Source organism: Burkholderia sp. BCC0405, assembly GCF_902833075.1.
Taxonomy (GTDB): Bacteria; Pseudomonadota; Gammaproteobacteria; order Burkholderiales; family Burkholderiaceae; genus Burkholderia.
This window is the reverse complement of sequence record NZ_CADFEO010000014.1, coordinates 1-19,963: the sequence shown is the minus strand read 5'-3', so window position 1 is coordinate 19,963 and position 19,963 is coordinate 1. Positions and strand designations below refer to the sequence as shown.

Genomic DNA, 19,963 nt, shown 5'->3' with positions numbered 1-19,963 from the left:
GGCCAGCTCCGTGACGTCCACTTCCGTCGATCCCGCCGCCGACCTGCTGCGCGAACGCGCAGCGCATTACGCCACCCAGGCGGCGCTGTTCCTGCGCGACCAGGCGCTCTCCACCGCATCGCATGACCTGCGCAGCCCGCTGAACGCCATGCATAGCTGGGCGTACGTGCTCGAGCGCCAGCTCGCCAACGCCGATCCGAACCTGCAGCGTGCGCTTGCGGGCATCTGCACGGGCATCGACCAGCAGGTCGCGCTGATCGACGACGTGCTCGACGCGCCGCGTGCCGACACGCGCACGCTCGCGCTCAAGCCGCAGCCGTTCGCGCTGCGCGCGCTGCTCGACGACACGATCGCGCTCGTCCGTTTCGCGCTCGCCGACGCGCGACAGGTCGCGCTCGATGCGACGCTGCCGGACGGCGAACCGTCATTGATCGCCGACCGCGAACGCATCGCGCAGGCGCTCTGGACAATGCTGACGGCCGCGGTCGAAGCCAGCGCCGCCGGCAGCCGCGTGACGTTCACGTGCACCCGCGACGGCGTGCAGTTCACCGCGTGCGCCACCTGCACCGTCAACGCCGGCGCGCTCGCCGATCCCGCTCAGCCGCATGCGTTCGAATCGTTCGCACGACGCGAGATGCTGCGCCAGCGCGACGCCAAGCGGATCGCCTGGACGCTCGCGCTTTGCCAGCGCGTCGCGCTCGCACACGGCGGCACGTTCTCGCACGACGCGTTTGCCGACGGCGCCACGACCACCCTCACGTTTTCCGTCCCCGGTGAGGCGCCGGTGTAAGCAATCGGCCGCCCGACACATTACAGATTCCTTTCTGGCTCTATACTGACGGGCCTGTCATAACCGGAGTGCTTCTTTGTTACAGATCTTCGCGCTCATCGGCGCGTTGTTCCTGGTGGCCCTGAACGGGTTCTTCGTCGCGGCCGAATTCGGCCTCGTCAAACTGCGCGCCACGCGCGTCAAGACACTGGCCCGCAAGCACGGCCTGCGCGGCCGCATCCTCGGGATCGTGCATGGCCGGCTCGACGCGTATCTTTCCGCGTGCCAGCTCGGCATCACGCTTGCGTCGCTCGGCCTCGGCTGGGTCGGCGAACCGGCGTTCGCGCAACTGCTCGGCCCGCTGCTCGACCTGATCGGCGTGCAGTCCGAACGCGTCGTGCACCTGATCTCGCTGGTGTTCGCGTTCTCGCTGATCTCGTTCCTGCATATCGTCGTCGGCGAACTGGCGCCGAAATCGATGGCGATCCGCCAGTCGGAGAAGGTCGGCCTGTGGGTCGCGCTGCCGCTCTATGCGTTCTACTGGGCGATGTATCCGGCGATCTGGGTGCTCAACAACAGCGCCAACGCGGTGCTGCGGCTCGCGGGGCTGTCGGCCGACCATGGCGGCGACGCGCACTACTCGACCGACGAGCTGAAGCTGATCCTGCGCAGCCGCCGCAGCACGGCCGGCAATCCGGCCCAGCCGGCGCGCGGCACGTACAGCAACGACGAGTGGAACACGCTCGCGCATTCGCTCGATTTTTCGTCGATGACGGTGTCGGACCTGATGCGGCCCGCCCATGAAATGATCGGCCTGCGCCGCGACCTGCCGCTGCCCGACAACATGGAGATCGTCGCGCGCCACCGCTTCAGCCGCTATCCGCTGTTCGAGGATGCGTCGCGCGAGCAGGTGAGCGGGCTGATCCACCTGAAGGACCTGCTGCTCGCGCGTCACGCGGGCGCGGCGCTGGAAGACCTGTCGGACTACGTCCGTCCCGTGCAGTATGTGAAGCCCGACACGCCGGCGCTCGACCTGTTCCGCCGCTTCCGCAAGGGCGCGCCGCACTTCGCGCTGGTCGGCAACAAGGGCGAGAAGCCGATCGGCTTCCTGACGCTCGACAACCTGCTCGGCGCACTGGTCGGACAGATCCACGACGAGTTCCGCCAGGGCGACGCCGACTGGAGCCGCCTCGACGACGGCACGCTGATGGGCAAGGGCAGCCTGCCCGTCGTATCGCTCGAACAGGCGCTCGGCATCGACATCGACGAAGGCCGCGCGGAATCGGTCGGCGGCCTCGTGATCCAGGCGCTCGGCGACCTGCCGACCGAAGGGCAGCGCGTGTCGTTCGACCGCTTCGACGTCGTCGTGAAGAAGATGAACGGGCCACGCATCGTGCTCGTGCGCGTCTACCCGAAGATCGCGAAAGAGGCCGACGAATGACGGCCGCACTTCGCCGCACGCGATGAACGCCACGCTGCCGCGCTGCTGCGTGATCACGCCGGAACCGGCGTCCGCGTCGGCGGCCGATCGCGCGGCGTTCCTCGACCGGTTGTCTGACGTGCTCACGCGCGGCGAGACACTCGTGCAGTTAAGGGTGAAATCGCTCGATGCCGCCGCGTTTGCGCGGCTCGCCGCCGAAGCGCTCGCGCGCTGCGACGCGGCCGGCGCGAACCTGATGCTGAACGGCCCGATCGATGCGGCCGGCGTGATGCGGCTCGACGGCGCCGGCTGGCATCTCGACGGTTCCGCCTTGCGCGCTGCCACGCAGCGGCCATTACCGGCCGGACGCAGGGTGTCCGCGGCCTGTCACACGCGCGATGACCTGCTGCTGGCCGCGCGCGCCGGCGCGGATTTCGTCACGCTGTCGCCCGTGTTGCCGACGCTCAGCCATCCCGGTGCGCCGACGCTCGGCTGGACACATTTCGGCGCGCTGGCCGCCGAGGCCGCGATGCCCGTGTTCGCGCTCGGCGGCATGACGCGCACGCACCTCGACGAGGCACGCCGCCACGGCGCATACGGCATCGCGGGCATTCGCGGGTTCTGGTAGTTCGGGGATTGCCTGCGGCGCAACCGGGCGCGGATGCGCCCGGTCTTTCAGACACTTGCCCGCTCAGGTCGTCATGCGTTCAGGCTCGGACGCATTCCGCGCCACGTGCCGTCATCGATGCGACGCGCATCGTGCGTGAGCGCATACCGGTTGACGTCGCCCGTCAGCCACGCGACGAGCGAGTACGGCGGCAACACCCCTTCATCGACCCGGTCGCGCGCACGCGCCGGCGTCTCGAACACGACTCGCCCGCTCGGTGCGTCGAACGGCACCGCGTCGGGCGACAGGTTCAACGCGATCGTCAGCGTCTCGTCATCGGCGAGCCGCCACGATGCAAGCAGCGCGTCGGCTTCGCCGTCGCCGTCCGACTTCAGCGCATGCGCATCCTGCGGCCGGCAATCGGACAGCCGCGGCGAGATCAGCTTCGCGCGCACCGCAAGCGCCGACTGCACGAAATGCGCGCGGTCGGCATCGCGCGCGGTTTCGTCGAAGATCAACGGGATCTGCGGCGTGAGCAGCGACAGCGCAAGTGCGGCCAGACCGGCCTCCTGCCCGTGGTCGCCCTGCCCGCTGTCGCGCCACGCGCCATCGGACAGCACCAGCGACGTCAACGACAGCCCGCTGTCGGCAGTCATGCCTTCTCCCGACCCGGCCGGCTGGAATGCGGCCCCGGCCGCGGTCAGCGCGCGGGCGAGCGTGTGAATCGACTGGTGCGTGGAAATACCTTCGTGGGGCGACGCGTCGCGCCCCGTCAACCGGTGCAACGCGCGTTCGCCGCACCCGTTCCACTGCGCATCGAAATGGGTATCGGCAAGATGCGCCGGATGCCGCTCGCTGCCGAGCACGAGATGGATCAGCCGGTCGGCCGGCACGGCCGCGCGCACGCGGTCCGCGATCTCGCACAGCCACGACACGCCGATCCGGTCGGCTTCACGCAGGCGCAGCCCGTCGCAACGGTACTCGTCGATCCAGTACAGCGCGTTGTCGCAGAAGAAATCGCAGACTTCCGGATGATCGAGCGCGAGCGGCGGCGCCTGCAGCGGATCGTCGCGCGTATGGAAGAACGGTGCCGCGTAGTGACGCAGCGCCTCGGTGCCGCTGCCGAAGCGCGCGTAGTCGAGCTCCAGCAGCACCGCGAGACCGTAGCCGTGCGCGTCGTCGATCAACGCCTTCAGCCCGCTGGGGCCGCCTTCGGCCGCGAGCGGCGCGAACGGCAGGCTGTCGTGCGGCGACGCAAGCAGTTCCAGCGCGGTCACGCCGAGGCGCGCGAGTTGCGGCAGGCGCCGGCGCACGCCGTCGAAACCGCCCACCGCGTGCGGACGAATCGCATAGAGCGCGATGTCTTCCCATGCGCGCCCGCGCCAGAACGTATTGCGCCACGTGAACGCGCGCGGATCGACGACCTCGCTCGGCCCGTTGAGCCCTTCGGGTTGCGAGCGCGACGCGGGATCGGGAATCGATACCGCATCGTCGAGGCGATAGCGGTAGAGCGCACCCGCGCCACAATCGGCAAAGACTTCGAACCAGTTCGTGCCGGCCGCCGTCATCGGGACAAGCACCGGGCCGAAGCCGGTATCGAGTTCGAGCTGGACCTGCGTGCTGCCCGGCGCCCACAAGCGAAAATGCGTGCGCGGCGCCGCGCAGAGCGCGCCACAGGGCTGTGCGCCGAACGGCAAGCAGTGAATGTGGTGCTGCGCATACGGATCGTGCGGACAATCGGACATCATGCGCTCCTCATGCGTACCGAGCGGCATGGCCGCGCCAGCGGGGCGCGGCACATCGGGGCCCGGCATGCGACGGCCAGGCGGGGGGAGAGAAACGAGTATGCGCCGGTTTCGCCACCGCGATGCCTCGCTCCCGGACATTTTTAAATACGAATCGACCCCGGGAAAACCCGCAATCCGGCCGGTCCCGGCGAGTCAGGTAGCCGGCATACCGGAATGACTGCTCGCCTTGTTGCACCGGCCGCGCACGCTTACGCTCTGCGCCATGCTCGCGGACGCGTCGTCCGCGCCCGACCCGAGGAAACCCGCCATGTCGCTTCCCGCCAGCGCCGCCAAATTCGATCCGGCACGCGCACACGAATACGCCGAGCAATCCCGCATCGCGCTTGCCGGCTACGATGCCTGCCACGAACTCACCGCGTGCATGCTCGCATCGGCAATCGCAGCGCCCGAGGCTCGGATCCTCGTCGCGGGCGCGGGCGGCACGGGGCAAGAAATCTGCGTGGCGGCCGCGCTCGAGCCGGGCTGGCAGTTCACGGCCGTCGACCCGTCCGTGCCGATGCTCGCGCTCGCGCGCTCGAACGTCGAGACCGCGGGCTTCGGCGCGCGCACGGCGTTCGTCGAAGACGGCGTCGATGCGTTGCCCGATACGCCCGCGTTCGACGGCGCGACGCTGATCGGCGTGCTGCATCACGTCCCCGGCGACGAAGCGAAGGCGGTGCTGCTGGATGCGATCGCGCGGCGCCTGAAACCCGGTGCGCCGCTCGTGCTCGCCGGCAACCATCGCCGCTACGCGGACCACCCTCGCCTGCTCGACGCGTGGCAGCAGCGCTGGCGCATGAAAGGCGCAACGCCCGACGCGGTGCGCGCGCAACTCGCGAAAATCCTGCAGGGCGCCGATCCGCCCGCGTCCGAGGAAGCCGTGTTCGGCATGCTGCGCGATGCGGGCTTCGATGCGCCGCTGCGCTTTTTCGCGAGCCTGTTCTGGGGTGCGTGGATCGCGGTGCGGCGCGCATGATGGGGCGGGGCGGGCGGCTGGACGCGGCTCGTCATCGCGCACGATGCGCTTTGCGTACGCGTCACGCGCACTGGGTATGATGTCGTTCCCGCCCCCACTTCCGGCGTCGACATGCTCACCGTCCATCACCTGAACAACTCGCGCTCGCAGCGTGTGCTCTGGCTGCTCGAAGAACTGGATGTGCCGTACGAGATCGTGCGCTACGCGCGTGATCCGAAGACGATGCTCGCGCCGCCCGAGTTGCGCGCGATCCATCCGCTCGGCAAGTCACCGGTCGTCACCGACGACGGCCGCACGTACGCCGAATCGGGCGCGATCATCGAATACCTGGTCGAACGCTACGGCAACGGTCGCCTGGCGCCGCCGCCCGGCGCGCCCGAGCGGCACGACTACGCGTACTGGCTGCACTACGCGGAAGGGTCGGCGATGCCGCCGCTGCTGCTCAAGCTCGTCGCGCTGCGGATCGCGCACGCGCCGATGCCGTTCTTCGCACGGCCGATCGCGCGCAAGATCGCCGACACGCTGCAATCGAGCTTCGTCGATCCGCAGATCGCGCTGCATCTCGGCTATATCGACGACACGTTGAGCCGCACCGGCTGGTTCGTCGGCGACGGTTTCAGCGCAGCCGACATCCAGATGAGCTTTCCGCTCGAAGCCGCGACCGCGCGCGGGGGCGGCAGCCGGTATCCCGCGATCGCGCGCTTCCTCGACGCGATCCACGCGCGGCCCGCGTACCAGCGGGCGCTCGAGCGCGGCGGCCCGTACGACCTGCTCAAGTAGCCCTCGCCGGCGTCAGCTCAGCAGGCCCGCCGCGACGTTGATCGACAGCCCGAGCACGGCCATGTTGAAGTAGAACGACAGGATCGACTGCGCGAGCACCGAGCGCCGCGCGGAGCGGTTCGTCATCGATACATCGGCCGTCTGCGACGCGACCGCGATTGTGAACGCGAAATACAGGAAGTCCCAATAATCGGGTTCCGGGTGCTGGTCCGGGAAGCAGAGCGCGCGGTCGCTGCTCGGCGAGCCGTAGTAGAGCCGCGCATAGTGCAGCGTGAAGATCGTCGGGATCAGGAACCATGCGCCGAACAGCGTCGCGCCCGTTACCGCGTAATGGCCGAGCCCCGCGCGAAACCCGACGCCCTTGGCCGTCGCCAGCTCGATCGCGATCGCGGCCACGCTCGCGACCGTCGCGAGGCACACGACGGTCAGCACCGTCGTCGCGTTTTCATCCTCGCGGATCGCGATTTCGCGCACCTTGTGATGGTGCGCGGTGACCATGCGCACCCACATCAGCGCGAGATACAACCAGATCGCGCAATCCCAGCCGATCAGCGCGCGCACGGTCGGACGCAGCGGAATCGGCAGCAGCACCGCGCAAAGCAAGCCTGCGACGAACGCCGCGACCATGCGCGGCCGGTTGCGTAAAACCTGCGGATAAAACGTCATCGTGAAATTCCGAAAGCGGATGGAAAGGATTCGGGCGGCGCTCGGTGCGGCCCGCTGCGCCGCACCGGCGGGTAACGCGCCCCGATTATCGCCATTCCAGCGTGACGTGGCGATGGGCGCGAGCGCCTAAGATGATGGGATGACTGCCACCGCCCCCCTCCGCCACCATCCGGCGAACACGGCCGGCCGCGACTTCGTCGTCGGCGACCTGCACGGCTGCGTGGATGTGCTGCGCGCGCTGCTGCACGACATCCGCTTCGATCCGGCCCGCGACCGCCTGTTCTCGGTCGGCGACCTGGTCGACCGCGGCCCTGCCTCCGAAACCGCGCTCGACCTGCTCGACCGCCCGTGGTGCCACGTCGTGCGCGGCAATCACGAGGAAGTGCTGAGCCTCGTGGCGCGCGGCAAGCTGTCGCCCGACGCGTGGCGCGGGATCGGCGGCGACTGGGGCGCCGACCTGCCGCCGGAACGGCTGCACGCGCACGCGGCGCGCGTCGACGCGCTGCCGCTGGTGCGCGTGATCGGCGACGGCCCCGGGCGCTTCAACGTACTGCATGCGGAATTCTTCGGCTCGGACGCCGATCTCGACACGGGCAGCTATGCGCACGACGTGCGCGAGCGGCTGATCTGGGGCCGCGATCTCGTCCAGGGGCTCGCCGATCCGGCGCGGCAGGCCGGGCTGTCGCTGACCTGCACGGGGCACACGCCCGTGCGCGCGCCGCAGCGGATCGGCGCGCAGTGGTTCATCGACACGGGCGCGTTCGCGCCGGCCGGGCGGCTCACGCTCGCCGAGCCGCGCACCGGGCGCACCTGGTCGATGACCCAGGCCGAAGCGCGCGAACGCCACGCGGGCGACTGGCCGCTGCCTTGATGCTGATGCCTTGACGCCTTGATGCCTTGACGCCTTGATGCCTTGACGCCTTGACGCCTTGACGCCTTGACGCCTTGACGCCTTGACGCCAGCAACGGTGCCCTAGCCGACCTGGTTCAGTTCGAACACCGCATCGACGACCGAGCCGTTCCAGTTGTATTCAAGGTAGGCCGCGTGATGGCAGTCGCGCAGCAGCGCGGTGCGGAACGCCGCCAGGCACTCGCCGCGCGGGTCGCGCACCGACGGATAGACGATCCCCGCGCCGCCGGCATTGCGCACCGCGCGACCGAGCGCCTGCCCGGCGCTGTAATCGAGCGGATGCAGCAACGCCGGATCGCGTTCCGGCCACGTGCGTAGGTCGGCCACGTCGCCTTGCGCGATCACCGTGTAGAGCCGCATCTGCTGACGCATCGGCGGCTCCTTCGTCGCTTCCAGGAACAGCGCGCTGTGATACCGCGTTTCGGCGATCGCCGTCTCGCGAGAACGCGCGCAGTAGAACACGCCATAGCTGCCGTCGGAAAAGCGGCTGCCCTGCGGATTGAGGTGCGTGAACGCGGCCATGATCGGCCCCCAGCCGGGCCCGTAGCGGCGCTCGGCCGGCGGCACGAGATCGAGCGCGCCGACTTCATTGCGGATGCGGTCGTTGGTCAGCGATTCGAGCGCGTAAAGCGCGTCGAAATCGTCCGCCGAGGCCACGCGGTCGAACAGGTTGATCGCCGGAAAACGGGTGGGAATCACGCGATAGGCTGGCGCCCAGTCGACCGCCGTCGTGGGCCATTGTTGTGCTTGGATCGGCATGGTCACGCCCAGCCGCCTCGCATCGCGTCGAGATATTGCCGGACGGCGACCAGATCGCCGACGTTGCCGGCGAGCATCCGGTCGAGTGCGCGCTTGCCGCCGAACGGCGCCGCGTCGTTCGGCCGCTTGACCCACGCATCGGCCGCGGCCGGCTGCGGCAGCAGGATCTGCAGCGCCTTGTAGATGCCAAGCAGCAGCGACAGGCGCTCGAGCGTATCGCGCGGCAGCCGCGCCGATTCCGGCGTGGACTTCCACTTGAAGAACGTCGAACGGCCTGGCGACCCGAGCAGCACGATCTGCTCGTCGATCGTCAGTCCCCAGTCGCGTGCGATGTTGAAAAACGCGCGCAGGCCGGCCGCCGACATCTGCGCGATCGAGGCCCGCGGTGGGGCGGAGTGCGATTCATAAGCGGGCTGTGACATGATCGTTAGTCTCGAAACGAATTTACTAACAAGATTAGTCCATTTTCGCATTTTTGCAAGGGTCGAGACCCGATGACCGGCCCGCACGCCCGAAGAAACGATATTTTTTGTCCATTCTGGACTCTTATTTTATTTTCTGCGTTAATGGCCGTGCGAACCCCGCGCGCAGACGCGGTTCGCGTCCGTGAAACCGTGTCGCACAGAAACCGGAAGCACCCGCCAAGGAACGCACCATGAAGAGACTGATTGCCGCTGTTTCGATCGCCCTGCTCGCGGTATCCGCAGGCCCCGCCGTCGCGAAGGACTGGACCACGATCCGCTTCGGCACCGACGCCAGCTACGCGCCGTTCGAGTCGAAGGCACCCGACGGCAAGCTGGTCGGCTTCGACATCGACCTCGGCAACGAGATCTGCGCGCGCCTGAAGGCGAAGTGCGTGTGGCTCGAGAACGATTTTGACGGGATGATTCCCGCGCTGAAGGCGAAAAAGTTCGACGCGGTGCTGTCGTCGATGTCGATCACGCCGCAGCGCGCGCAGCAGATCGGCTTCACGACGAAGATCTACAACCAGCCGACGCGGCTCGTCGTGAAGAAGGGCTCGCCGCTGCGGCCGACAGCCGAATCGCTGAAGGGCAAGTCGATCGGCGTCGAGCAGGGCACGACGCAGGAAACGTACGCGAAGGCATACTGGGGCAAGCAAGGTGCGAACGTCGTCTCGTACCAGAACCAGGACGGCGTGTACGCGGACCTGACCTCGGGCCGCCTCGACGCGGCGCTGCAGGATGAAGTGCAGGCGGCGATCGGGTTCCTGAAATCGTCGCGCGGCGCGAACTACACGTTCGTCGGCCCCGAGCTCGTCGACGAGAAGGTGCTCGGCATCGGCGCCGGCATCGGGCTGCGCAAGGAGGACGCCGACCTGAAGGCGAAGATCGATGGCGCCATCCTCGACATGGTCAAGGACGGCACCTACAAGCGGCTCGCATCGAAGTACTTCGACTTCGACATCTACGGCGGCTGAAACGGCGTCGCGCGCGTACGGGCGTCACTCCCGTCGCGCGCGTCCGACCGCCCCTCCCCTCACGACCTGGCGGCAACGGCATGATGCCGCGTGCCATCACATCGAGTGCATCATCCGTCATACGCGCGGCGCGGCGCTTCGCATTTCATTCGGATTGCAGATTGATCGTTCGCGACGGCGATGCCCGGCGCGAACGGATATCGTGCGGTTTCAGTCAGTATGCGAAGACCGGGCGTCGAGGTACCGGCGCCCGTGCGCACATGCCCTTGCGTATCGGGTTCGCGTGCAGGAAAGTGCCGACCCGGCGCGGATGACCGGCAATCAGCCGGATCCGCCTCGCACCGGGCGCGGAGAGATGGCCTGTCGATGCATGCCGGCCGGCTGCGAGACCCACGTTCGACCGGCGATGCTCCGACTCACTGCGATCGCGGCCTGCCGGCCGCGGCGTGTGGCGATCGATCATTTTTCTTCCCCGTATCAGTCTGATGGTTGTTCCGGCAACCGGACAAGGCCGGCGCCCCGACGATCGTCGACGACGCTCCGTGCTCGCCGGAACGCGGCTGTCGTGCCGCGCTCCGCCGCCGCATCCCCGCGGACTGTGTCCCGGCCGGTACTGACAGGGTTCGCTGCCGAACCGGACGGACCGTGCATCGTCGGCTTTCGCACGCCCACTGTCGCAAGGAGCGGGCCAGCTTCGCGCGAGCCCGTCCGGACAAGGGGTTGACCGGGCTGCGCGGCGGCCGGAACGGGTGCGGAAGGCGGGAAGTTGCGAAACTGAAACACGCGGCTTGCGGCGCGCATCGGCCGCGCGGCGGCCCGGCCTTGCCGGATAAGGCTGAACAATGCAGTGCGGCATTTTTACCGGTGGCGAGCCGGCCGTTCACCCCGATTTGCCGCGCAAATTGGCCGAGCTGCCGGGGCGAAATGTTTCATGCGCTTTACATGCCTTCGGCAGCGCGCGCCACCGGTTGTCCGCGCCATCCATCGGCCGGCGCCGGGACGGCCGATCGCGTGGCTATACTGCGAAACCGGCGCGCGTCACGTTTGCGCCGGCGCCTGTTGCCGGCCCATGCGCCGTGCCATCGCTCCACACGCCATCTCGCCACCCGAACGACCGCAACCCATGATCCGCACCCTCTATACCGCCGAACGCGCCAGGCTGATTCGCTTCGGGGTGTCGGGCGCCGGTTCGACCGCACCGCATGCGCTGATCGCGGCCGCGATGTTCGCGCTGTTCGACGCGACGCCGGTGAGCGCGAACGGGGTCGCGTTCGCGTGCTCGACCGCGTTCTCGTATCTCGCCAACACGCTGTGGAGTTTTGCGTCGCCCGTGATGCGGGGCAACTTCATGCGCTTTCTCGCCGTCGCGATGGCCGGCCTCGTCGTGACGATGCTGCTGGCGCACGGCACCGGGACGCTCGGCCTCGCCCGCGCGTGGAGCGTCGTCGCGGTCGTGTTGTGCGTGCCGCCCGTCACGTTCGTGCTGCACCGGCTCTGGACCTATCGCTGAACCGGTTCACGCGTCACGCGCGCATCGCTCAGCCGACCCGCTGATGCCCCGCGTCGCCGGACGGCGTGCCGTCGTGACCACCGTTGTCGCCGTTGTTGTCGTGATCGTTCAACCCGTGCTCGATCATCATCCGGTAGAGCGTCACGCGTGAAATGCCGAGTTCGGCCGCGGCCTTGTTGATGCGGTGATCGTTGCGCAGCAGCGCATTCTCGATCGCGGTGCGCTCGGCGAGCGCCCGCGCCTGTTCGAGCGTCACCGGTTCGGTTTCTCCCGGCGTGTCGAGCCCGAGATCGTGCGGCGTCAGCAGCCGGCTCTCGGCCATCACGATCGCTCGCCGCACCCGGTTGATCAGCTCGCGCACATTGCCCGGCCATTCGTAGCGGCGCATCGCGTCCAGCGCGGCCGACGTGAAGCCGCTGATCTTGCGGCCGCTGTCGGACTTGAATTTCTGCAGCACGTAGTGCGCGAGGATGTCGATGTCCTTGCCGCGCGCGCGCAGCGGCGGCTCGTGGATGCGCAGCACGCACAGGCGGTGATAAAGGTCCGCGCGGAAGCGCCCGGCCTCGACCGCGCCGTCGAGATCGACGTGGGTGGCCGAGATGATCCGTACGTCGACCGGAATCGACTCCTGCCCGCCGAGCCGCTCGATCTTTCCTTCCTGCAGGAAACGCAGCAGGCTCGCCTGGCTTTCGACCGGCATGTCGCCGATTTCGTCGAGAAACAGCGTGCCCCCGTTCGCCGATTCGATCCGGCCCGCGCGCCGCTGGTTCGCGCCGGTGAACGCGCCGCGCTCGTAGCCGAACAGTTCCGACTGCAGCAGGTGATGCGGAATCGCGCCGCAATTGATCGCGACGAACGGCCCCTTGCCGCGGCCGGAGCGCTCGTGAATCGCGAGCGCCGTCAGCTCCTTGCCGGTGCCCGACTCGCCCGAGATGAACACGCTCGCGTCGGTCTTCGCGACCTTGCGGATCGTGCTGAACAACTGCTGCATCGCCTCGCAGTTGCCGATCATCCCGTGTTCGCCGATCGACGCCGCATAGGCCGCGCCGTCGACGCGATCGAGCGCGGCCATCCCGCGCGCATGGCCGAGCACGTGCGAAATCCATTCGTACGGCAACGGAAGGGTCACGTAATCGAAACAATAGCTGCGGATCAGTTCGCGCACCGCGGCACTGATCGTGATGCCGGCCTGCGCGATGGAAATCCAGCCGATCGACGGCTGGCTCAGGCACGCCTTGAGCGCGGGATAGTCGCGCGACGTGAACCCGGTGAAATCGACCAGACCGGCGGCGACGCTCACGCCGGACGTCATGTTCTGCGCTGCGCCGGCCGTCTTCGCAACGGAGATTTCCCAGCCGAGCCCGCGCAGTTGCGCAAGCAACGGCTCATCGGGTGAACGCATGATCACGAACAGCTTGCGTCCGTCTTCAGGCGCGGTGACGGACACATGCGTCATCTCGGACACCGCTTGCCCGTTTGCGTCAGGTGACCTAGCAACCATCGTTGTTCCCCGCTTGGCGTTGGTACCGCGCCGGCTCGCCGTCGCGTGCGACGGACCTCGATAGAACCGACATATTGGCCGCATTTCCGTCCGAATAAAATCCCCCCGTGCATGAATCGCGCGTGAGGTGGACATTGTCATGAACGGTATATCGATGCGGCAGGCGCGCCGCTAGATGGGTGTTATCCCGGTGGCGTACGTGGCGGGAACCCTGATCGGGCGGCTGCGCGGCGCGCAAAGCCGCGCCGGTGCTGGCGCTTGGCGCGCTCGGGCGATGCGGCGCACCCAGGATCCGCTTGCCCGCGCGTGCGTGCGCAACGGGTCGGCGGGCCTGCAGGGCAGCCGCGCGACCGGTTCGAGTTGATTTGGGTCAATTGTCAGAGGAAGCCGGTTGATGCACGAACGCAACATGCGCGGCCCGACGCCGCGCATGCCGGCGCAGCGGCGGCCTCAGCGGCCCGATGCGAGCGGCGCCGTCGCGTTCGCGCGGCCACGGCCGGCCGGCGTGCCGCCGTGTTCGCCGTAGGTGGCGGCGAGCGCGTCGACTCGCGCCAGATGATGGTGATTGTCGTGATCCCACGGATGGAAGCCCGGCCGGAAGAAGCTCAGCCATTCGCCGGCGATGCACGGGAACAACCCGCGGCGCGGCCCGTACAGGAACGCGATCATCCGCAGCATCCCGCGCACGTGATGGCCGGCGCCACGATCGCGCCACAGCAGCGTCGCGTGCATCAGGAACACGGTCGGCCAGAACGTCAGCGTCGTCAGCAGATACACGCCGATGCGGATCAGGTAACGGCGCAGCCCCGGTTCCATCGCGGCATTCCACACGTCGAACGATACGGCCTTGTGCTCGGTTTCCTCGAGCGCGTGCCAGATCCACATCTGGCGGTAGCCCTCGACCGAGCCGTCGAGGCGCGTCGGGTCGCGCAGCAGCCAGTCGGCGAGCATCGCCGTGTAGTGCTCCGCCGCGACCGTGTGTGCGAGTTGCACCGAATGCGGAAGCTTGCGCTTCATGTAGCCGAGCACCGTCCACACGCGCTTGTCGAGCTTGCGCGCGGGCAGGTGGTTCGCCTGCATCAGCTCGTTGTACTCGATGTGCTCGCGCGTGTGCATGGCCTCCTGGCCGATGAAGCCGAGCACCTGCTGCTTCAGCACGGGATCGTCGATCCGGTCGCGGTAGTTGCGCACCGAATCCATGAAGAAACGCTCGCCGGCCGGGAACAGCAGCGACAGCGCGTTGAAGAAATGGGTCACGTGCGACCCGAGGCCATGCCAGTCCTTCGCGCGTTCGACCGGCAGGTCGAAGCGCAGGTCGCGGCGCACCGGCATGATCCCGGCCGCGGTGGCGGAAGCGGCTGACTTCATGTTCATCGTTCTCCTGGTTCCGGAGCGGCCCGGCGCGTCACTCGACGCAGCCGGCGCGGGCCCGGGCGGCACGTCGCGCACCGCCAAAATCTTGACATTGACAGCTGTAAAGATAGGCCGCCCGCGGCGACGCACGCAAGCCGCGCGGTAGATGCGCGCTTCCAAACAGGGCACGGTCGAAAAGGCGAAAAAAGCGGCGCTCGAACGGCGTCCGGACCGGGCGGGATCCGAACGCGCGCGATGGCTCGCGAGGAATGTGCGCTGCCCCGCGCCGTGTCGCGTCGATGGCCTGAAAGCCTTGTGTGGCGGGCGTTTCGCGGAAATCGGCGGCACCGCGCGGCGCGTTACCGAGCACACCGGCAGCACCGATTCATACACGCGTCGCACTCGCGCGGTGCAACCGCGATCGCCGGGCGCGCGAAAAATTCAAACGCGCGTTCCATTTGCGTGTCGGGCGATCGCGGCCGCGGTGACCCGGCGCCGCCCGCGACACGCGTGCGGCCGGCCCAAAGTCACGAGCGCCGGCCCGCTGCGCGCTCGCCTACAATAGCGCTTTTACCCATCCTTTTTCAGGAGAAGTCATGTCTGTCATCACGACCGAATCGGGCCTCAAATACGAAGACCTGACCGAAGGCACCGGCGACGTAGCGCAAGCCGGCCAGACCGTCAGCGTCCACTACACGGGCTGGCTGACCGACGGTCAGAAATTCGATTCGAGCAAGGATCGCAACGACCCGTTCGCGTTCGTGCTCGGCGGCGGCATGGTCATCAAGGGCTGGGACGAAGGCGTGCAGGGCATGAAGGTCGGCGGCGTGCGGCGCCTGACGATCCCGCCGCAACTCGGCTACGGCCCGCGCGGCGCCGGCGGCGTGATTCCGCCGAACGCCACGCTCGTGTTCGAAGTCGAGCTGCTCGCCCTCTGATACGGCATTCGAGCCGCCGGCCGACGCCCTGCCTCATGGCACACCTTCCGTCCCCCACCGTCGCGCTGCAACGCTACGACACGCTCGAAGCGTCGGACGTGCACGACTTTCACCAGATCGTGCTCGGCATCGATGGCGCGATGGTGATGGCGGTGGACGGCGTCAGCCAGCGTCTCGACCGGCACGGCGCGTGGCTGGTTCCGGCCGGCGCGCGCCACGATTACGCGGGCCTGGGCGAGAACCGCCAGCTCGTGCTCAATCTTCCCGCCACATCGCTTGCGGTGCCGCAGCGGCTGTTCGACAGCCCGCGGGCCATGACGATCGATCCGGCGCTGACGTCGCTGGTCGCGCAGATCGCGGCAGCCGCCGCGCAACTCGACGCGAGCGCCGGTGACGCGCAGCACGCGGCCGCGCACCGTTTCCAGTGGCAGGCCGCCGCGCGGCTGTGCGGCGCGCTGCTCGACGAACGCGGCATCGCCGCGCCCGCGTCGGGCCTCGATTTCGCGCGCATCGACCGCTGGCTGCGCGCACGGCTCGCGGAACCGCTGCGCATCGCCGATCTTGCCGCGCACTGCGGCTACGGGATGCGCCGCTTTCATCAACTGTTCGTCGATGCGTTCGGCGAAACGCCGCATCGCTACCTGCAGCGGCTCAGGCTCGACGCGGCCGTGATCCTGCTCGCGGACGGCCGGTATCCGCTCGTCGATATCGCCGGGATGGTCGGCTTCGCGGATCAAAGCACATTCACGCATGCGTTCACGAAACGCTTCGGCATGGCGCCGGGACGCTGGCGCGGCGAGCGGCATTGAACGCCGCTGCGGTTCCGCGCCGGGCACGCATCAACGCACGTAGCAGCGCGGTTCGGTAAAGCGCGTTCGCGCCAGACCGGCCGTGATCTTTGGCGCTTCTGCTTCGACCCCGCTCGCCGCCCCCCGCGATTTCACATCGGGCGTTTCGACGCTTCACGTCCCGCTGAAACATCGCCTGCCGGTCGCATCCTACGATTGACGCATGGATACGACCGCCCCCACCCCCGCCTTCCCGTCCGCGCTCGCCCGCGTCGTCGCGACCGTCAGCACCGGTTTCGTCGTGACGCAGCTCGACGTGACGATCGTCAACATCGCGCTCGCGCATCTCGCCGGCGACCTGCACTTGCCGGTCGCCGGCCTGCAGTGGGTCGTCGATGCGTACACGCTCGCGTTTGCCGTCCTGATGCTGTCGGGCGGCGCGCTCGGCGACCGCTTCGGTGCGCGTCGCCTGTACCTCGCCGGCCTCGTGCTGTTCGCGCTGGCGTCGCTCGCGTGCGGCGCCGCGAGCGCGCCCTCGACGCTGATCGCGGCGCGCGCGCTGCAGGGCGTCGGCGCCGCGGCGATGCTGCCCAACTCGCTCGCGCTGCTCAACGACGCTTGTCGGCACGACCCGCACCTGCGCGCGCGTGCAGTCGGCTGGTGGACGGCGGCCGGCTCGATCTCGATCGCGGCCGGACCGGTCGTCGGCGGCCTGCTGATCGCGGCATGGGGCTGGCGCGGCATCTTCCTCGTGAACCTGCCGCTGTGTGCGGCCGGGCTGGTGGCCGCCTTTGCATGGATACCCGCGCGCCGTGCAATGGCGGCGCCGGCCGCGCCTTCCCGATCCGTTGGCGCACTCGACCTGCGCGGCCAGCTCATCGCGATCGCGATGCTGACCGCGCTGACCGGCGCCGTGATCGAATGGCGGCCGCTCGGCTTCACGCATCCGGTCGTCGCCGGCGGCTTCGCGCTGGCCGCACTCGCCGCGCTCGCGTTCGTTGCGGCGGAAACGCGCACGACCACGCCGATGCTGCCGCTGTCGCTGTTCCGCCATCGCACCTTCAGCGCGGCCGTGCTGTTCGGGATCTGCCTGAATCTCACGTACTACGGCACCGTGTTCGTGCTCGCGCTGTATCTGCAGCGCGCACGCGGCGAATCGGCGTTGCAGGCGGGCCTTGCGTTCCTGCCGCTGACAGGCGGCTTCCTGCTGTCGAACCTCGCAAGCGGCCGCGTCGTGGCGCGTCACGGCCCGCGGGCGCCGATGCTGGCGGGGGCGCTCGTCGCCGCGCTCGGCTACGGGTCGCTGCATTTCATCGACGCGTCGACGCCGCTGGCCCTCCTGCTCGTGCCGTTTCTGCTGATTCCGACGGGCATGGGTTTCGCGGTGCCGGCCATGACGACCGCCGTGCTCGCGTCCGTCGCGCCCGAGCGGGCCGGCATCGCGTCGGCCGTGCTGAATACCGCGCGGCAGGCCGGCGGCGCGATGGGCGTGGCAGCGTTCGGCGCGCTTGCCGGCGGTGGCGGCGCGAGGCAGGTCGTGGACGGGTTGCGGATCGAAACGGCCGTGTCGGTCACGCTGCTGGTAGCCGCCGCGCTGCTCGCGACGCTGGTGCGGCCCGATGCGCATCGCGGCGCATCTTCCGCGCATCAGGCCGTCGCGGCGGCCGATTGAATCTCGGGCGCGGTCACGCGCCGCCGACATTCTTCACAATCGTCTCGCCCGCCTTCAACGGCCGGCCGTCGTCGTGCCGCAGCGCGAGCTTGCGGATCGCGCGCCCGGTACTGCGGTCGACCAGCACCGAATGCAGCTCGCCGCGCGCAAACAGGTTCGCCTCGCCCCACTGCCGCAGCATCACGATCACCGGAAACAGCCCCTCGCCCTTTTTGGTGAGCGCGTACTCCTGATACGCGCTGCCGTCCGACGCCGGCACGACGTCGAACACGCCCGCGTCCACCAGCATCTTCAGCCGGTCGGACAGGATGTTGCTCGCGACGCCGAGGCTCGCGCGGAAATCGCCGAACCGACGCACGCCGTCGAATGCATCGCGCACGATCAGCAACGCCCAGCGATCGCCGACGATATCGGTAGCCCGCGCCACCGGGCACGGCGAATCCGCAAGACTTTTCTGCCTGGCCATGTTCCTCTCCGCAATCTTGCCGGCCGCCTTCGCGGCAACACCGGCCATCCGTGCACGGACGTCTCGCCCGCCGCACAACAGGTTGCATTTTAAAACTACTTTTCCTACACTCCACACTGGTTTTAATTTGCAACTACTTTGCACGAGGAAACCCATGGCGTCTTCCTGTCATTCCGGCACCGTTGCAACGGACGTGCCGACACATGCTGCACATCCGGCCGGTGGCGGCCGCCTGTCCGCGGCGCGCGTCGCGGTGCTGGCCGTCTGCTGCGCGGCCAGTGTCGCGAACGTGTACTACGCGCAGCCGCTGCTCGATTCGATCGCGCGGGATTTCGGCGTGTCCCAGGCGGCCGTCGGCGGCGTCATCACCGCGACGCAACTCGGCTGTGCGCTCGCGCTGCTGTTCGTCGTGCCGCTCGGCGACCTGCTGAACCGCAAACGCCTGATCGCCGTGCAGCTTCTGCTGCTTTCGGCGGCGTGCATCGGCGTGGCCGCATCGTCGACGCGCGTCGCGCTGCTGGCGGGCATGGTCGCGGTCGGGCTGCTCGGCACCGCGATGACGCAGGGGTTGATCGCGTGCTCCGCCGCGCTCGCGGGCGCAGGCGAACGCGGGCGCGTGGTGGGTGTCGCACAAGGCGGCGTCGTGGTCGGGTTGCTGGCCGCCCGCTCGCTGGCGGGCGCCGTCACCGACATCGCGGGCTGGCGAGCCGTCTATCTGGTGTCGGGTGCGCTGGCGATCGCGATGCTCGTCGTGCTGTCGCGGCTGTTGCCGGACGAGAACGGACCACGCGAGCGCATCGGCTACGCGGCGCTGCTGCGATCGATGGCGTCGTTGCTGCACGCCGAACGCGTGCTGCGCGTGCGTGGCGCGATCGCACTGCTGATGTTCGCGGCGTTCAGCATCTTCTGGAGCGCGCTGGTGCTGCCGCTGAGCGCGCCGCCGCATGCAATGTCGCATACGCAGATCGGCGCGTTCGGCCTCGTCGGCGCGCTGGGTGCGGCAGCCGCCGCCCGCGCGGGCCGGCTCGCGGATCGCGGGCGCGGCGAAGCGACGACCGGCGCGGCGCTCGCGCTGCTCGCATGCTCGTGGCTGCCGCTCGCGTTCGGCGATAAGTCGATTGCATGGCTGATCGTCGGCATCGTGCTGCTCGATGTCGGCGGGCAGGCCATCCACGTCGTCAACCAGAGCATGATTCTCGGCGCACGGCCCGATGCGCATGCGCGCCTCGTCGGCTGCTACATGCTGTTCTATTCGGTCGGCAGCGGGCTCGGCGCGATTGCGTCGACGATGATGTATGCGCGCGCCGGATGGGCGGGCGTCTGCGTGCTCGGCGCGGTCGTGAGCGTCGCGGCGCTCGGGGTCTGGGCCGCGACGCTCAGGCGCGCGTGATGCGGGCCGGCGCCGCGTATCGAATGGAGAAAGCCGGGCCGCCCTCCATGGGCGGCCGGCGCGCGAACCGGCCGCGCATGCGCGCCGGTTCGCGCTCTCGGTTTGCGCTCTCGGTTTGCGCTCTCGGTTTGCGCTCTCGGTTTGCGCTCTCGGTTTGCGCTCTCGGTTTGCGCTCTCGGTTTGCGCTCTCGGTTTGCGCTCTCGGTTTGCGCTCTCGGTTTGCGCTCTCGGTT

The 19,963-nt window shown here is 68.7% G+C and carries 19 protein-coding genes; 12 read left to right on the top strand and 7 right to left on the bottom strand.

Annotation, left to right across the window (positions count from 1 at the left end; translation table 11 throughout):
- Positions 1-10 precede the first annotated feature (10 nt).
- From HWX36_RS22780 to HWX36_RS22770, 3 genes are all read left to right on the top strand, one after another.
- On the top strand, positions 11-790 hold the full coding sequence (locus HWX36_RS22780; protein WP_175954968.1) for a HAMP domain-containing sensor histidine kinase: 780 nt from the start codon (positions 11-13) through the stop codon (positions 788-790).
- Between the two features lie 76 nt (positions 791-866).
- Positions 867-2,210, top strand: a complete 1,344-nt coding sequence (locus HWX36_RS22775) for a hemolysin family protein (RefSeq protein ID WP_175954966.1) — start codon at positions 867-869, stop codon at positions 2,208-2,210.
- A 22-nt stretch (positions 2,211-2,232) separates the two neighbouring features.
- Entirely contained in the window at positions 2,233-2,817 is a 585-nt protein-coding gene (locus HWX36_RS22770) for a thiamine phosphate synthase (RefSeq protein WP_175954964.1), read from the top strand.
- Between the two features lie 71 nt (positions 2,818-2,888).
- Here the strand turns inward: HWX36_RS22770 and HWX36_RS22765 are convergent, their stop codons facing one another.
- Positions 2,889-4,541, bottom strand: a complete 1,653-nt coding sequence (locus HWX36_RS22765; protein ID WP_175955242.1) for a DUF3459 domain-containing protein — start codon at positions 4,539-4,541, stop codon at positions 2,889-2,891.
- A gap of 310 nt (positions 4,542-4,851) precedes the next feature.
- Here HWX36_RS22765 and HWX36_RS22760 point away from each other — a divergent pair, with 310 nt between their 5' ends.
- Both HWX36_RS22760 and HWX36_RS22755 read left to right on the top strand, forming a co-directional pair.
- Entirely contained in the window at positions 4,852-5,559 is a 708-nt protein-coding gene (locus HWX36_RS22760; protein ID WP_175954962.1) for a class I SAM-dependent methyltransferase, read from the top strand.
- Between the two features lie 111 nt (positions 5,560-5,670).
- Complete coding sequence (locus tag HWX36_RS22755) at positions 5,671-6,339, top strand: glutathione S-transferase (RefSeq protein WP_175954960.1); 669 nt, start codon at positions 5,671-5,673, stop codon at positions 6,337-6,339.
- Between the two features lie 12 nt (positions 6,340-6,351).
- On the opposite strand, the gene HWX36_RS22750 is transcribed toward HWX36_RS22755, so the two are convergent.
- A complete protein-coding gene (locus HWX36_RS22750; protein WP_175954958.1) occupies positions 6,352-7,005 on the bottom strand; it encodes a DUF1345 domain-containing protein in 654 nt (217 codons plus the stop codon).
- Between the two features lie 139 nt (positions 7,006-7,144).
- Here HWX36_RS22750 and HWX36_RS22745 point away from each other — a divergent pair, with 139 nt between their 5' ends.
- Positions 7,145-7,876, top strand: coding sequence for a metallophosphoesterase (locus HWX36_RS22745; RefSeq protein ID WP_175954956.1), 732 nt, complete (start codon positions 7,145-7,147; stop codon positions 7,874-7,876).
- Between the two features lie 102 nt (positions 7,877-7,978).
- On the opposite strand, the gene HWX36_RS22740 is transcribed toward HWX36_RS22745, so the two are convergent.
- On the bottom strand, positions 7,979-8,674 hold the full coding sequence (locus tag HWX36_RS22740) for an RES family NAD+ phosphorylase (RefSeq protein WP_175954954.1): 696 nt from the start codon (positions 8,672-8,674) through the stop codon (positions 7,979-7,981).
- A 2-nt stretch (positions 8,675-8,676) separates the two neighbouring features.
- Complete coding sequence (locus HWX36_RS22735) at positions 8,677-9,096, bottom strand: MbcA/ParS/Xre antitoxin family protein (RefSeq protein ID WP_175954952.1); 420 nt, start codon at positions 9,094-9,096, stop codon at positions 8,677-8,679.
- 233 nt (positions 9,097-9,329) lie between these two features.
- Here HWX36_RS22735 and HWX36_RS22730 point away from each other — a divergent pair, with 233 nt between their 5' ends.
- Positions 9,330-10,112 carry an ABC transporter substrate-binding protein gene (locus HWX36_RS22730; RefSeq protein ID WP_175954950.1) on the top strand — a complete coding sequence of 261 codons (783 nt, stop codon included), beginning with the start codon at positions 9,330-9,332 and terminating at the stop codon, positions 10,110-10,112.
- 1,123 nt (positions 10,113-11,235) lie between these two features.
- Positions 11,236-11,622: a GtrA family protein gene (locus HWX36_RS22725; protein WP_175954948.1), complete on the top strand. Its 387-nt coding sequence runs from the start codon at positions 11,236-11,238 to the stop codon at positions 11,620-11,622.
- A 28-nt stretch (positions 11,623-11,650) separates the two neighbouring features.
- Here the strand turns inward: HWX36_RS22725 and HWX36_RS22720 are convergent, their stop codons facing one another.
- Together HWX36_RS22720 and HWX36_RS22715 are read right to left on the bottom strand one after the other, a co-directional pair.
- Complete coding sequence (locus tag HWX36_RS22720; protein WP_175955240.1) at positions 11,651-13,123, bottom strand: sigma-54 dependent transcriptional regulator; 1,473 nt, start codon at positions 13,121-13,123, stop codon at positions 11,651-11,653.
- 450 nt (positions 13,124-13,573) lie between these two features.
- Positions 13,574-14,491, bottom strand: a complete 918-nt coding sequence (locus HWX36_RS22715) for a metal-dependent hydrolase (protein WP_175954946.1) — start codon at positions 14,489-14,491, stop codon at positions 13,574-13,576.
- Between the two features lie 581 nt (positions 14,492-15,072).
- Here HWX36_RS22715 and HWX36_RS22710 point away from each other — a divergent pair.
- From HWX36_RS22710 to HWX36_RS22700, 3 genes are all read left to right on the top strand, one after another.
- Positions 15,073-15,414, top strand: a complete 342-nt coding sequence (locus HWX36_RS22710; RefSeq protein ID WP_043177872.1) for an FKBP-type peptidyl-prolyl cis-trans isomerase — start codon at positions 15,073-15,075, stop codon at positions 15,412-15,414.
- A 35-nt stretch (positions 15,415-15,449) separates the two neighbouring features.
- On the top strand, positions 15,450-16,223 hold the full coding sequence (locus HWX36_RS22705; protein ID WP_175954944.1) for an AraC family transcriptional regulator: 774 nt from the start codon (positions 15,450-15,452) through the stop codon (positions 16,221-16,223).
- A gap of 202 nt (positions 16,224-16,425) precedes the next feature.
- Positions 16,426-17,874, top strand: a complete 1,449-nt coding sequence (locus HWX36_RS22700) for an MFS transporter (RefSeq protein ID WP_175954942.1) — start codon at positions 16,426-16,428, stop codon at positions 17,872-17,874.
- 13 nt (positions 17,875-17,887) lie between these two features.
- Here the strand turns inward: HWX36_RS22700 and HWX36_RS22695 are convergent, their stop codons facing one another.
- Positions 17,888-18,340 (bottom strand): helix-turn-helix domain-containing protein, encoded by a 453-nt coding sequence (locus tag HWX36_RS22695; protein WP_175954940.1) that lies wholly within the window; start codon positions 18,338-18,340, stop codon positions 17,888-17,890.
- A 154-nt stretch (positions 18,341-18,494) separates the two neighbouring features.
- Here HWX36_RS22695 and HWX36_RS22690 point away from each other — a divergent pair, with 154 nt between their 5' ends.
- Positions 18,495-19,730 (top strand): MFS transporter, encoded by a 1,236-nt coding sequence (locus tag HWX36_RS22690; RefSeq protein ID WP_175954938.1) that lies wholly within the window; start codon positions 18,495-18,497, stop codon positions 19,728-19,730.
- Positions 19,731-19,963: the final 233 nt, after the last annotated feature.